The sequence below is a fragment of the Xanthomonas sp. WHRI 10204 genome, from assembly GCF_040202875.1.
GTDB lineage: Bacteria > Pseudomonadota > Gammaproteobacteria > Xanthomonadales > Xanthomonadaceae > Xanthomonas.
Window position 1 is genome coordinate 1,422,148 of the sequence record NZ_JBEGDW010000001.1, and the last position, 13,729, is coordinate 1,435,876.

Sequence of the window (13,729 nt, forward strand, 5' to 3'; positions counted from 1 at the left end):
AAATGAGCAAGGAACTTTTGCTGGTAGTGGATGCGGTGGCCAACGAAAAGGGCGTGCCGCGCGAAGTGATCTTCGATGCGATCGAGGCCGCGTTGGCTTCCGCAGCGAAGAAGCGCTATCCCGACCAGGACGTGCTGGCACGCGTGACCATCGACCACAAGGACGGTAACTACGAAACCTACCGTCGTTGGGAAGTAGTCGCCGACGACGTGGTGATGGAATCCCCGGATCGCCAGGTGCGTCTGATGGATGCCATCGACGAAGCCGACGGCGTGGATGTGGGCGACTACATCGAAGAACAGATCGAAAATCCGGATTTCGGCCGCATCGCCGCGCAGGCTGCCAAGCAGGTGATCGTGCAGCGTGTGCGCGAAGCCGAGCGTCAGCAGGTTGTGGACGCATGGAAGGATCGCGTCGGCGAGTTGATCACCGGTGTGGTCAAGCGTGCCGAGCGCGGCAATATCTTTGTCGATCTGGGCGGCAATGCCGAAGCCTTCATTCCGAAGGACAAGGGCATTCCGCGCGACGTGCTGCGCCCGGGCGACCGCGTGCGCGGCTACCTGGCCGAAGTGCGTTCCGAGCCGCGTGGCCCGCAGCTGTTCATCAGCCGCGCTGCGCCGGAATTCATGATCGAGCTGTTCAAGCTCGAAGTGCCGGAAGTGGGCCAGGGTCTGGTCGAGATCAAGGCCTGCGCACGTGATCCTGGCGACCGCGCCAAGATTGCGGTGATTGCGCACGACACGCGTACCGATCCGATCGGTGCCTGTATCGGTATGCGCGGCTCGCGCGTGCAGGCAGTGTCCAACGAGCTCAATGGCGAGCGCGTGGACATCGTGTTGTGGAACGAGAACCCGGCCAACTTCGTGATCAACGCGATGGCGCCTGCAGAAGTGCAGTCGATCATCGTCGATGAAGACAAGCACTCGATGGACCTGGCCGTGGCAGAAGACCGCCTGGCGCAGGCGATCGGCAAGGGCGGCCAGAACGTGCGCCTGGCCAGCCGCCTGACCGGTTGGCAGCTCAACGTGATGACTGCCGACCAGGTGGCTGCCAAGTCCGAGGCTGAACAGGCATCGGCGCGCCAGCTGTTCATGGATCGCCTGGAAGTGGACGAAGAAATCTCCGCGATCCTGGTGTCCGAAGGCTTCAACACGGTCGAAGAAATCGCCTACGTGCCGGTCGGCGAACTGCTGGCGGTGGAAGGCTTCGACGAAGACATCGTCGAAGAACTGCGTGCCCGTGCCCGCGATGCGCTGCTCAACGCCGCGCTGGCCGAGGAAGAAGGCCTGGAAGGAACTCAGCCCACCGAGGACCTGCTGGCGCTGGAGGGGATGGACGAGGAAACGGCCTTTGCTCTGGCCGAGCACGGCGTGCGTACCAGCGAGGACTTGTCCGACCTGGCAGCGGACGAGATCGTCGACTTCGGCATCGAGGGCATGACCCAGGAGCGCGCCTCGGCGCTGATCCTGGCGGCCCGCGCCGAGGAGATCGCCCGTTTGGAGCGCGGCGAATGAGCCGGCAATGAACCGCGCCCTGACCCCATCAGGGCTTAGAATCAGCGTTTCCCTTGCTCTGGGCGAGGGGGCGCCAACCAGATCATAGGATCCGAATGTCGCAGCAAACCACCATCCGCAAGCTTGCCGAACTGGTCAACACGCCGGTCGATAAACTGCTGGTTCAACTGGCCGAGGCCGGAATGAAGTTCAGCGGTCCCGACCAGGTCGTGACCAGCACCGAGAAGATGAAACTGCTTGGCTTCCTGCGTCGCACGCATGGCAAGTCCGATGCACCTGCCGAAGCGGCAAGCGAAGCAGCCAAGAAGATCACGCTGAATCGGCGCAAGCTGCAGGAAGTCACGGTCAGCGCCGGCCGCACCAAGACCACGGTCAACGTGGAAGTGCGCCAGAAGCGGACTTACGTCAAATCCGAGAACGAAGTCGGCGGCCGTGCCGTGCCGATGACGCCGGACGAAGAGCGTGCCGACATCCTTGCCAAGCTCGCTGCATCGCGTCAGCGCAATCTCGACGAGCAGCAGGCCCTGGCCGAAAGCGACCGTGTGCGCGATGAAGCGATTCAGCGCAAGCGCGACGAAGAGCAGGCCGCAAAAGACCGTGTAGAAGCCGAGCGCAAGGCTGCCGAGGAAGCCGCTGCGGCTGCCAGTGCGCCGGCCCCGGTTGCCGCTGCGCCGACGCCGTCTTCGGCGCCTGCTGCGCGTGCACCGTCCTCGCCGTCTTCGGCACCGCGTCCGGCCCGTCCGGCTGGCGCGTCGCCCGCTTCGCGTCCGGCGACGCCGGCACGTCCGGATGATCGCAATAACGCAGCCAAGCACAAGACGCGCGGTTCGCACGTCATGGTGGCTGGCGTCGAAGACGATGATGCGACCAAGCGCTTTGCTGGTCAGCTGCATCTGTCGGCCGCCGATCGCGCGCGTCGTTCCAATGTGCGTGGCAAGCCGACCGGTCGTCCGGGTTCGTCGTCGTCGCGTCGCGGCAATGATGGCGGTCGTGGTAGTAACCAGAGCAACAGCGGCCCGCACGGGTTCGAGCGTCCGACTGCACCGGTGGTGCGTGAAGTGGCGATCGGCGAGACCATCACCGTGGCCGATCTGGCGCAGAAGCTCGCGCTCAAGGGCGGCGACGTGGTCAAGGCGCTGTTCAAGATGGGCGTCATGGCGACCATTACCCAGAGCATCGATCACGACACCGCTGCACTGGTGACCGAAGAACTCGGCCACAAGGCAGTGCGTGCGGACAATGCCGACTTCGAAGATGCGCTGCTGGCGCATTCCGAAGACGCGCAGGGCGAGACCACCTCGCGTCCGCCGGTCGTGACCATCATGGGTCACGTCGATCACGGCAAGACCTCGCTGCTGGACTACATCCGTCGCACCAAGATCGCTTCCGGCGAAGCTGGTGGCATCACTCAGCATATCGGTGCGTACCACGTCGAAACCGGTCGTGGCGTCATCAGCTTCCTGGATACGCCCGGCCATGCCGCGTTTACCTCGATGCGTGCGCGCGGCGCCAAGATCACCGACATCGTGGTGCTGGTGGTTGCGGCCGACGACGGCGTCATGCCGCAGACCAAGGAAGCAGTGGCGCATGCCAGGGTGGCAGGCGTTCCGTTGATCGTGGCGGTCAACAAGATCGACAAGGCCGGCGCGGATCCGCTGCGGGTCAAGAACGAATTGCTGGCCGAAAACGTGGTTGCCGAAGATTTCGGCGGCGATACCCAGTTCATCGAAGTGTCGGCCAAGGTCGGTACCGGTGTGGACACGCTGCTGGATGCGATTTCGCTGCAGGCCGAAGTGCTGGAACTCAAGGCAGTGGCCGATGGCCGCGCCAGCGGTACCGTGATCGAATCCTCGCTGGACAAGGGTCGTGGCCCGGTCGCAACGGTGCTGGTGCAGCAGGGCGCGCTGAAGCGTGGCGACTACCTGGTGTGCGGCATTCAGTACGGCCGCGTGCGTGCGCTGTTCGACGAAACCGGCCATCAGCCGGCCTCGGCGGGCCCGTCGATTCCGGTGCAGGTGCTCGGCCTGTCCGGCGTGCCGGAAGCTGGCGATGACTTCGTGGTCGTTGACGACGAGCGTCTGGCCAAGGACGTGGCACAGCAGCGCGAAACCAAGCGCCGCGAATCGCGTCTGGTCGCCTCGGCAACCAACCGCATGGAAGACATCCTGGCCCAGATGGGCAAGGGCGAAGGCCAGCAGGTGTTGAACCTGGTGATCAAGGCCGACGTGCAGGGTTCGGTGGAAGCGCTCAAGCAGTCGCTGGTGGCGTTGTCCAACGACGACATCCGCATCAACGTGATCCATTCCGGCGTGGGCGGCATCACCGAGTCGGATGCGAATTCGGCAGCGGCGTCCAAGGCAACGATGATCGGCTTCAACGTGCGTGCGGATGCATCGGCGCGCAAGATCGTCGAGTCCAACGGTATCGATCTGCGTTACTTCTCGATCATCTATGACGTGATCGATCAGGTGAAGCAGGTGGCGTCCGGTCTGCTCGGCGTGGAAATCCGCGAAGAGATCATCGGTATTGCGCAGGTCCGCGACGTGTTCCGCAGCTCGAAGTTCGGTGCGGTTGCAGGCTGCATGATCATCGAAGGCGTGGTGAAGCGCAGCAAGCCGATCCGCGTGCTCCGCGACAGCGTTGTGGTGTTCGAGGGCGAGCTGGAATCGCTGCGTCGCTTCAAGGAAAACGTCGACGAAGTGCGCAACGGTACCGAGTGCGGTATCGGCGTGAAGGCTTACAACGACGTCAAGCCTGGCGATCAGATCGAGTGCTTCGAGCGTATCGAGGTTGCCCGCACGCTGTAATGGCTGCCGGGGCCTGCGGGCCCTGGTCTTCCACACAGGCGATGGTGTACGCAAGTTCTGCAAGGCGAGGGCGGCATGGCCGCCCGCGTTCGTTTTTGGCTTCGGTGCCATCTGGCCCTCCGAATCAACCAGGTCCACGACCATGCCAACCAAATCATTCCATCGCACCGATCGCGTTTCTGCGCAGGTGCGTCGCGACCTCGGCACGATCGTGCACGCGGCCGTGCGCGACCACGGCTTGCCGTCGGTCAGCGTTTCCGATGTCGAAATCAGCCGCGATCTGGCGCACGCCAAGGTATTCGTCACCGCGTTGCAGCAGGAGCGTTCGGCCGAAGCGGTCAAGGGACTCAAGGAAATCGCCGGGCAGCTGCGCACGCAGTTGGCGCGTGCGATGAAGCTGCGTCACGTGCCCGAGCTGCACTTTCACTACGACGACTCGGTCGATCGTGGCGAGCGTATCGATAACCTGCTGCGTGACCTGGACGATGTCGGTCCGCAGGCCACGTCCAGCGATGAAGACGCTGAGCAGCGCTAAGCGCTGTGTCGGCGGGGCAAGATTGCCGCGCCCCCTGGATTCCTGCGGACGCGCACAGCGCCCGATTCGAGCACCGATCTTTTGAAACCCCGCATCGTCTATCGCCCGCTACACGGCATCCTGTTGCTGGATAAACCGGCCGGGCTCAGTTCCAACAACGCACTGCAAGCCGCGCGCCGTCTGTTGCGAGCCGAGAAAGGTGGCCATACCGGTAGCCTGGATCCGCTGGCCACCGGCTTGCTGCCGTTGTGCCTGGGCGAGGCGACCAAGATCGCCGGCTTGCTGCTCGGGTCGGCCAAGGCGTACGACGCCGAGGTGGTGCTGGGCGTCACCACCGATACCGACGATGCCGACGGTGAACCGCTGCGCGAGCGTGCGGTGCCTGCGCTGACCGAAGACGCGTTACGCGCAGCCTTGGCGCCGTTGATTGGCCGCATCCAGCAGCAGGCCCCGATCTATTCCGCGCTGAAGCAGGGCGGCGAGCCGCTGTATGCCAAGGCACGCCGTGGCGACGTGATCGAGGCGCCGGTGCGCGAGGTCGAGGTGCATGCGATCGAACTGATCAGTTACCACGCGCCGCGTCTGCAGTTGCGCGTGACCTGTGGCTCCGGCACTTACATCCGCAGCCTGGCCCGCGATCTGGGCGAAGCGCTCGGTTGCGGCGCGCATATCGCCTCGCTGCGCCGGCTCTGGGTCGAGCCGTTCCGGTCGCCACAGATGATGACCCTGGAGGCGTTGAGCGCGGCATTGGAATCGGGTGCGCGGGCCGAAGATCTGCTGCTGCCGATCCAGGCCGGGCTGGCCGATTTTGCGCAGATCACCCTCGACCAGGCCCATGCGACCCGCTTCCGGATGGGGCAGCGGCTGCGCGATCCGGCATTTCCGGCCGGTCAGGTCGCTGTTTTCGGCCCGGATGGAAGCCCGTCAGGCCTTGGCCTTGTTGACGCTGACGGCAGGTTGTCGCCACAGCGCCTGTTCAATGGACTGAACGGAAATCCGGGTTGTTAAAGTTTAGTCAACTTGTTCCCGGCGCCGTGCAACGGTACAATTTCGCGGCCCCGATCGGGGCACCTCAGCGCCAAGCGCGCTTATCCCTAGCAAACGGCGAGTCCGACGGTGCGTCATGCACGTTTCTGTCGACCACGCATCTATCGAGAAAACATCATGTCTGTTGACACCCAGAAAGTTATTGAAGACAACAAGCGCAGCGCCCAGGACACCGGTTCGCCGGAAGTGCAGGTCGCTCTGCTGACCGCACGCATCGAGCTGCTGAGCGGTCACTTCAAGACCCACAAGAAGGATCACCACAGCCGTCGCGGTCTGCTGCAGATGGTCAACCGTCGCCGCAGCCTGCTCGACTACCTGAAGAAGAAGGACAACGAGCGTTACAAGTCGTTGATCGAGAAGCTCGGCCTGCGCCGCTAATCGAGTCCTACCACCGCGGTGCAGCGATGCGCCGCGGTTTTGTTTTGGTCCTTCGCAAACGCGTCATCGCACCATCAAGTTTATGGGCCGGAGCCTCCCGGCCGCCCGTTCTCGGCATGGGTCGACGACGGTCCAACGAAGACAGTTACACCTAAGGAAAAAACCTCCGTGGCAAAAATCACCAAAACCTTCCAGTACGGCAAGCACACCGTCACCCTGGAGACGGGCGAAGTCGCTCGCCAGGCGAGCGGTGCCGTCATCGTCAAGATGGACGACACCGTACTGCTGGTCACCGCCGTCGCCGCAAAAACTGCGCGCGAAGGGCAGGACTTCTTCCCCCTGACGGTCGATTATCAGGAGAAGTTCTATGCCGGCGGCCGCATCCCGGGCGGCTTCTTCAAGCGCGAAGGACGTGCGACCGAGAAGGAAACGTTGATCTCGCGCCTGATCGACCGTCCGATCCGTCCGCTGTTCCCGGAGGACTACAAGAACGAAGTACAGATCATCGCGACCGTGATGTCGATGAACCCGGACATCGACGGCGACATCGCCGCGCTGATCGGCGCATCGGCTGCACTGTCGCTTGCCGGTACCCCCTTCAACGGCCCGATCGGCGCCGCCAAGGTGGGCTACAAGAACGGTGAGTACATCCTCAACCCGACCATCGCCGAGCTGAAGGATTCGCAGCTGGAGCTGGTGGTTGCCGGTACCGCCAATGCGGTGCTGATGGTCGAGTCGGAAGCCGAGCTGCTGTCCGAAGAAGTGATGCTGGGCGCAGTGACCTTCGGTCATCGCGAACTGCAGAAAGTCATCAACGCGATCAACGAGCTGACCGTCGAAGCCGGTACCAAGCCCAGCACCTGGGTTGCGCCTGCCAAGAACACCGCGCTGATCAACGCGCTGAAGGAAGCCGTCGGCACGCAGCTGGCGAGCGCCTTCCAGGTGCGCGACAAGCTGCAGCGTCGCGACGCCATCTCGGCGATCAAGAAGGACGTGCTGGAGTCGTTGGCCGGCCGCGTCGCCTCCGAGGGCTGGAGCACCGCTGAGCTGTCGAAGGAATTCGGCGAGCTGGAATACCACACCATGCGCGACTCGGTGCTCGACACCAAGGTGCGTATCGATGGTCGTGCGCTGGATACCGTGCGTCCGATCGCTGTGCAGGCCGGCGTGTTGCCGCGTACCCACGGCTCGGCGCTGTTCACCCGCGGCGAGACGCAGGCGATCGTGGTCACCACGCTGGGCACTGCGCGCGATGGCCAGGTGATCGACGCGGTCAGCGGCGAGTACAAGGAAAACTTCCTGTTCCATTACAACTTCCCTCCGTATTCGGTGGGCGAGTGCGGTCGTTTCGGTGCGCCGAAGCGTCGCGAAATTGGCCACGGCCGTCTGGCCAAGCGCGGCGTGCTCGCCGTGATGCCGAGCCTGGAAGAATTCCCGTACACCATCCGCGTGGTCTCGGAAATCACCGAGTCCAATGGTTCCTCGTCGATGGCATCGGTCTGCGGCAGCTCGCTGGCGCTGATGGACGCCGGTGTGCCGATCAAGGCGCCGGTCGCAGGTATCGCCATGGGTCTGGTCAAGGAAAACGACCGCTTCGTGGTGCTGTCGGACATCCTGGGTGACGAAGATCACCTGGGCGACATGGACTTCAAGGTCGCCGGTACTGCCGAAGGCGTGTCCGCGCTGCAGATGGACATCAAGATCGAAGGCATCACCGAAGAAATCATGAAGCAGGCATTGCAGCAGGCCAAGGCTGGCCGTCTGCACATCCTCGGCGAGATGGCGCATGCATTGACCACCCCGCGTCTGGAACTGAGCGACTACGCGCCGCGTCTGCTGACCATCAAGATCCACCCGGACAAGATCCGCGAAGTGATCGGCAAGGGCGGCTCGACCATCCAGGCGATCACCAAGGAAACCGGTACGCAGATCGACATCCAGGACGATGGCACGATCATCATTGCCTCGGTCAACGCCATCGCCGCGCAAGCTGCGAAGTCGCGCATCGAGCAGATCACCTCGGACGTGGAGCCGGGCCGCATCTACGAAGGCAAGGTCGCCAAGATCATGGACTTCGGTGCGTTCGTCACCATCCTGCCGGGCAAGGACGGCCTGGTGCACGTCTCGCAGATTTCCAGCGAGCGCGTGGAGAAGGTCGGCGACAAGCTGAAGGAAGGCGATCTGGTCCGCGTCAAGGTGCTGGAAGTGGACAAGCAAGGCCGTATCCGTCTGTCGATCAAGGCAGTGGAAGAGGGCGAGGGCGTTCCGCCGTCGGCCGAGTAATCGCCGCTGGTTGATGCGTCACGAAAAGCGGGCTTCGGCCCGCTTTTTCGTTGTCGGTTCGGAATAGCCCACGCCTTGTTCCTTCTCCTAACAGGAGAAGTTGCCCCGAAGGGGCGGATGAGGGTGCGTGCGAAGCCCGGTGTAGTTAAGGCAGCACCATGGCTTCGCTTCGTACTCTCACGCCAACCTCTCTCCCGCAGGGAGAGGGGCTAGAGCGTGGCGCCATGCGTCTGATACTTCTCCCCTTGGGAGAAGGTGCCCCGAAGGGACGGATGAGGGTACGTGCGCAGCCCGGTGCAGTTGAGGCGGCACTAGGGCTTCGCCCCACACCTTCACCTCAACCAGCCTGCCGGCGGGAGAGGGGCTTTGAATCTTTTCTCACCCAGGCTGCTGAGTCGGCGCCGGCTGCGTTTCCGGGCGCGGCGGCACCACGCGCGGGAAACCTGGGGGCATCGTCTGCTCGGCAGGCGGTGCGGTGGGCACAGGCAGTGGTTCGGTTGGCGGTGGCGCCAGCATTGCTGCGTCTGGACGCAGCTTCAGCAGTGCCGCCCAGTCGCGTCGGTTGAAGTCGCACAATTCTTCGTGTGCCGGCGTGCATTCGCTTGCGACGCCAAGGCTGTCTTCATTCTGATCCTGCGCGCTGTCGGACTGCGGCGTCGGCAATACCACACGGCCGGCGCGGTCCAGCGGCATCTTGCGCATCATGACGGTGTTGAACACGTTGCCGCCAATCAGATACAGCGTGCGATCGCCACCGACATTGGCGGCCACCACTACATCGCAATGCGATTGCCATGGCATCGGTGCGCTACCGCCCAGCGCGGCCTTCAAACCCGCGTAGCCGAGTGCAACGTTGCGCCCACGCAGCAGGCATAGCAGATCGCCGGGTGCGGGTTTTTCCACCGCAGGGTCGGTGAACTGATACGGGCCGGTGGCGCCGTCGTTGTACGCGCTGCGGATGTAATCCAGATGGCGTGCGGAGCGATGAAATCCGCTCAGTCTCGCTTGCGTCATCACCCATGAAATGAAGGCGGCCGACCACGGGTTGTCGATCAGGAACGCGCGACAGTCGCTGGCGGTGTAGCGGGTGCCGTCCAATGCAGCGCAGCTCGATGCGCCGGGACGTCCACCCATCGAGGCAAGCGTGCCGCTATCGCGCCAATAGCCAGCGACGCGTTGCCAGGCCACGACGCCATGGTCGGCGAGATAGCCGGATTCAGCCTCGGTCACGCCCAGGCTGGCAAGGCGGCCTTTGGCGTCGATAAACGGGTGCTGCCATAGACGATGCTCATTGCAGGCCGTGCGCACGATGGCGATGGCTGCAGGGGTGGTGCCGAAGCGCGGTGGCATATCGCACACTTCCGCAGCCGCAGCGCTGCCACCCAATCCTGCAAGCAGCAGGCACATCCACGGCCAGGGTCTTACGGTCATCGAACATCCTGCACGAAATCAATCGCAGCAGGCTGACAGAGCAGCCTGCGCGCACGCGTGAAATCAGCGCGGGGCCGGGCCGAGTTTGAGCGACAGATCCACCGCCTGCACATGCTTGGTCAGCCCGCCGATGGAAATGCAATCCACGCCGTCCTGCGCAATTGCGCGGATGCCGGCCAGGTCGACGCTGCCGGAGACTTCCAGCGGGATACGTTGATCCACCGACAACGCGGCGACGATACGCACGGCATCGCGACGCATCGCCGGATCGAAGTCGTCGATGAGGATGCGCGTGCAGCCCACCTGCAATGCCTCGCGCAGCTGCGCCAGCGTTTCCACCTCGACCACCAGCGGTAGCTGCGGTTGCTGGGCACGTGCGGCCTGCACGGCTGCGCTCAACGAGCCGGCGGCGCGGATGTGATTTTCCTTGAGCATCACCGTGTCGAACAGGCCGATGCGGTGATTGTCGCCGCCGCCGCAGCGCACTGCGTATTTCTGCGCCATGCGCAGGCCCGGCAGCGTCTTGCGCGTGTCCAGGATGCGGGCGCCGGTGCCGGCGACTGCGGCCACATACGCAGCGGTAGTGGTAGCCGTGGCCGAAAGCGTCTGCAGAAAGTTGAGCGAGGTACGTTCGGCACTGACCAGGCTGCGGCTGCGACCTTGCAGGATGGCCAGCACCGTGCCGGCGCTGACGTGCTGGCCTTCGTGCACGTGCCAGTCGATGCGTACCTGCGGGTCGAGCGCGCGATGCGTGGCATCGAACCAGGGCCGGCCGGCAATCACCGCATCCTGCTTGCACAGCAGGTACGCACTGTCGGCTTGATCGGGAAGCAATGCGGCAGTTACATCGCCAGTACCGATGTCTTCGGCCAGCGCGCGCGCCACGTCGGCGTCGACCAACGCGGCGGGCGGCGCCTCCGGCACGGTGCGCACTGACGAATTCACTTGTCGGGAAAGTCGGTGATCTGGGCGGTGCCGATGGCTTCTTCGGCCAGCAGTACCGGAATGCCGTCGTCGACGCGGAAGATCTGCTTGCGGTCGCGGGTGATCAAGGCCTCGCGCAGCGGCTGGCTTTGCGCGGTACCGTCGGCGCGCTGCAGGTTTCCGGCGGCGATGGCGGTGTTGAGTGCTTCCAGGCCTTTGCCATCCAGCAGCGAGAGTGGCTGGCGGGTGTCGGGCGAGCACAGCAGGTCGAGCAGTTTGCGATCCATCGAAGTCTTGTCTTGCGTGGAGATTGGCTAGAATACGTCTTTACCGCAGGGCAGGGCCATGACCTCCAACCACTCCGCGCCGCTGGTCGGCATCGTGATGGGCTCCCGTTCGGATTGGGAGACCATGCAACACGCAGCTCAGAAGCTCGATGCGCTGGGCGTGCCGTACGAAGTCAAGGTAGTGTCGGCGCACCGCACGCCCGATGTGCTGTTCACCTACGCCGAGCAGGCGAGCGCGCGTGGGTTGCGCGCCATCATTGCCGGTGCCGGCGGTGCGGCGCACCTGCCGGGCATGCTGGCGGCCAAGACGGCGGTGCCGGTCCTGGGCGTGCCAGTGCAGTCCAAGGCGCTCAACGGCATGGATTCACTGCTGTCGATCGTGCAGATGCCGGCGGGTATCCCGGTGGCTACGTTTGCGATCGGCAATGCCGGCGCTGCCAATGCGGCATTGTTCGCCGCTGCGATGTTGGCGCCGGAGCAGCCGCAGATCGGCCAGGCACTGGCGCAGTTCCGTGCCAAGCAGACCGATGATGTGATGGCCAGCGACGACCCGCGCCAATGACCACAGTTGGAATTCTGGGAGGCGGCCAGTTGGCGCGCATGCTGGTGCTGGCCGGCTCGCCGCTTGGGCTGCGGTTTGCAGTGTTCGACCCGGCAGCCGATGCCTGCGCAGGGCAGGTGGCGCCGCTGCAGGTGGGCGCGTTCGACGATGCTGCCGCGCTCGCTGCGTTCGCCGCGCAGGTGGATGTGATCACCTTCGATTTCGAGAACGTGCCCGCGGCCAGCGCGCAGCAACTTGCCGCGCAGGTGCCGGTGTTTCCGCGCCCGGATGCCTTGGCGGTGGCGCAGGACCGGCTGAGCGAAAAAACCTTGTTCCGCGAACTCGGTATTCCGGTGCCGGAGTTTGCTGCCATCGACGACCGCGCCGGGCTTGACGCTGCATTGGCGCGTATCGGCACGCCGTGCGTCCTCAAGACGCGCCGCTTCGGTTATGACGGCAAGGGCCAGTTCCGCATCAAGACGCTTGCCGATGCGGATGCGGCATGGACTGCGCTGGGTGCACAGGCAGCCAAGGTCGGGTTGATTCTTGAAGCGTTCGTGCCATTTCAACGCGAAGTCAGCGTGGTGGCGGTGCGGGGCCGCGATGGCGAATTCCGTGCGTGGCCGCTGACCGAAAACTGGCATGTCGATGGCGTGCTGTCGGCCAGTCTCGCGCCTGCCAATGTGGACGCAACGTTGCAGGAGGTCGCCGAAGCACACGCGCGCGCCATTGCCGACACGCTGGACTACGTGGGCGTGTTCGCCCTCGAACTATTTGTGCGCGATGGCGCACTGCTCGCCAACGAAATCGCCCCACGCGTGCACAACTCCGGCCACTGGACCATCGAAGGCGCGGAGACCTCGCAGTTCGAAAATCACCTGCGCGCTGTGCTCGGGTTGCCGTTGGGCAGCACTGCAATGCGCGGCCATGCCTGCATGCTCAACTGGTTGGGTGCGATGCCCGACGCTGTGGCATTTCTGGCAGTTCCCGGTGGGCATTGGCACGACTACGGCAAGCAATCGCGCGACGGTCGCAAGGTGGGCCACGCAACGCTGCGTGCCGATACGCCGCAGATGCTGGTACAGGCGCTGGTCGAGGCCGGCATGGCACTGCAGCGCAATGCGCACGTTGAACCGGTGATTGCGCGCCTGCGCGAAGGCTGAGTGTCAATCCCGAGAGATCGCGACGCAGCAGTGCGGCGTCGCGCTGGTTGTGGTGCCGACTGCGTGCGCTTCGATTGAGTGCACGCAGGCGGGTGCATCGGCGAGCGCTCCGTTGCTAACGAGACGCGCCTGCTAGCCCAACCGGCTGGCGACAAAATCCCAGTTGATCAGCTTCCAGAATGCCTCCAGGTACTGCGCACGGTCTTGCTGATAATCCAGGTAGTACGCGTGCTCCCAAAGGTCGCACGCCAGCAGCGGCGTATCCGGCCCGGTCTGCGGGGTGGATGCATTGGGCGTGGCGACAACGGCCAATGCGCCGTCCGGACGCTGCACCAGCCATACCCAGCCCGAGCCGAAGCTGCCCAAGGCGACGCGATTGAATTCCTGCTTGAAGTGCACGAAATCGCCGAAGGATGTGCCGATGCTGTCGGCCAGCTTGCCGAGCGGCTCGCCGCCGCCGCGTGGCCGCAGGCATTGCCAATAGAAATTGTGGTTCCACACCTGCGCGGCCAGATGAAACAGCGTGCCCTGTGCCTGCGCGATGATCTCTTCGAGCGTCAGTTCGGCAAACTCGCTACCTTCGATGCGCGTATTGAGCCGTTCGACCTCGCCGCGATGACAGACGCCGTGGTGCGCCTCCAGGGTCGCGGACGAGAGATGCGGCTCCAGAGCGGCGCGGGAGTAGGGCAGTGCAACGTGTTCGATCGGCATGATGGCAATGGCAGCGAAGGGAGTGCGGCGACAGGTCGCGCTGAAGGCTTACAATGCGCGCCTTTGCGGAAGTCTATCCGACCCGGCGGTCGGGCCTGCCGCTCCCAG

At 64.1% G+C, this 13,729-nt stretch carries 12 protein-coding genes; 8 read left to right on the forward strand and 4 right to left on the reverse strand.

Features of this window, described 5'->3' with window-relative positions:
* Positions 1 to 2: 2 nt before the first annotated feature.
* The 6 genes from nusA (at position 3) to pnp (ending at position 8,564) form a co-directional block, all read left to right on the forward strand.
* Entirely contained in the window at positions 3 to 1,514 is a 1,512-nt protein-coding gene (nusA, locus tag ABQZ00_RS06195; RefSeq protein ID WP_055850094.1) for a transcription termination factor NusA, read from the forward strand.
* Between the two features lie 95 nt (positions 1,515 to 1,609).
* The gene (gene infB, locus ABQZ00_RS06200; RefSeq protein ID WP_323537334.1) at positions 1,610 to 4,321 is read left to right on the forward strand and encodes a translation initiation factor IF-2; all 2,712 of its coding nucleotides are present in this window, start codon (positions 1,610 to 1,612) and stop codon (positions 4,319 to 4,321) included.
* A 142-nt stretch (positions 4,322 to 4,463) separates the two neighbouring features.
* Positions 4,464 to 4,856 carry a 30S ribosome-binding factor RbfA gene (gene rbfA, locus ABQZ00_RS06205; RefSeq protein ID WP_005991395.1) on the forward strand — a complete coding sequence of 131 codons (393 nt, stop codon included), beginning with the start codon at positions 4,464 to 4,466 and terminating at the stop codon, positions 4,854 to 4,856.
* A gap of 81 nt (positions 4,857 to 4,937) precedes the next feature.
* Complete coding sequence (truB, locus tag ABQZ00_RS06210) at positions 4,938 to 5,864, forward strand: tRNA pseudouridine(55) synthase TruB (protein ID WP_323537333.1); 927 nt, start codon at positions 4,938 to 4,940, stop codon at positions 5,862 to 5,864.
* Between the two features lie 156 nt (positions 5,865 to 6,020).
* Positions 6,021 to 6,281: a 30S ribosomal protein S15 gene (rpsO, locus tag ABQZ00_RS06215; protein WP_055850100.1), complete on the forward strand. Its 261-nt coding sequence runs from the start codon at positions 6,021 to 6,023 to the stop codon at positions 6,279 to 6,281.
* 168 nt (positions 6,282 to 6,449) lie between these two features.
* On the forward strand, positions 6,450 to 8,564 hold the full coding sequence (gene pnp, locus ABQZ00_RS06220; protein ID WP_115513327.1) for a polyribonucleotide nucleotidyltransferase: 2,115 nt from the start codon (positions 6,450 to 6,452) through the stop codon (positions 8,562 to 8,564).
* Between the two features lie 378 nt (positions 8,565 to 8,942).
* On the opposite strand, the gene ABQZ00_RS06225 is transcribed toward pnp, so the two are convergent.
* The 3 genes from ABQZ00_RS06225 to ABQZ00_RS06235 form a co-directional block, all read right to left on the reverse strand.
* Entirely contained in the window at positions 8,943 to 9,995 is a 1,053-nt protein-coding gene (locus ABQZ00_RS06225) for a DUF2272 domain-containing protein (RefSeq protein ID WP_323537332.1), read from the reverse strand.
* Positions 9,996 to 10,058: 63 nt separating this feature from the next.
* The gene (nadC, locus tag ABQZ00_RS06230; RefSeq protein WP_323518330.1) at positions 10,059 to 10,940 is read right to left on the reverse strand and encodes a carboxylating nicotinate-nucleotide diphosphorylase; all 882 of its coding nucleotides are present in this window, start codon (positions 10,938 to 10,940) and stop codon (positions 10,059 to 10,061) included.
* Positions 10,937 to 11,206: a Trm112 family protein gene (locus tag ABQZ00_RS06235; protein ID WP_055850108.1), complete on the reverse strand. Its 270-nt coding sequence runs from the start codon at positions 11,204 to 11,206 to the stop codon at positions 10,937 to 10,939. The genes nadC and ABQZ00_RS06235 overlap by 4 nt, the downstream gene beginning before the upstream one ends.
* Positions 11,207 to 11,264: 58 nt before the next feature.
* Here ABQZ00_RS06235 and purE point away from each other — a divergent pair, with 58 nt between their 5' ends.
* Positions 11,265 to 11,768 carry a 5-(carboxyamino)imidazole ribonucleotide mutase gene (purE, locus tag ABQZ00_RS06240; RefSeq protein ID WP_115562410.1) on the forward strand — a complete coding sequence of 168 codons (504 nt, stop codon included), beginning with the start codon at positions 11,265 to 11,267 and terminating at the stop codon, positions 11,766 to 11,768.
* The gene (locus tag ABQZ00_RS06245; RefSeq protein WP_323537331.1) at positions 11,765 to 12,910 is read left to right on the forward strand and encodes a 5-(carboxyamino)imidazole ribonucleotide synthase; all 1,146 of its coding nucleotides are present in this window, start codon (positions 11,765 to 11,767) and stop codon (positions 12,908 to 12,910) included. The genes purE and ABQZ00_RS06245 overlap by 4 nt, the downstream gene beginning before the upstream one ends.
* Positions 12,911 to 13,042: 132 nt before the next feature.
* Here the strand turns inward: ABQZ00_RS06245 and ABQZ00_RS06250 are convergent, their stop codons facing one another.
* Complete coding sequence (locus ABQZ00_RS06250; protein WP_323537330.1) at positions 13,043 to 13,621, reverse strand: superoxide dismutase; 579 nt, start codon at positions 13,619 to 13,621, stop codon at positions 13,043 to 13,045.
* Positions 13,622 to 13,729: the final 108 nt, after the last annotated feature.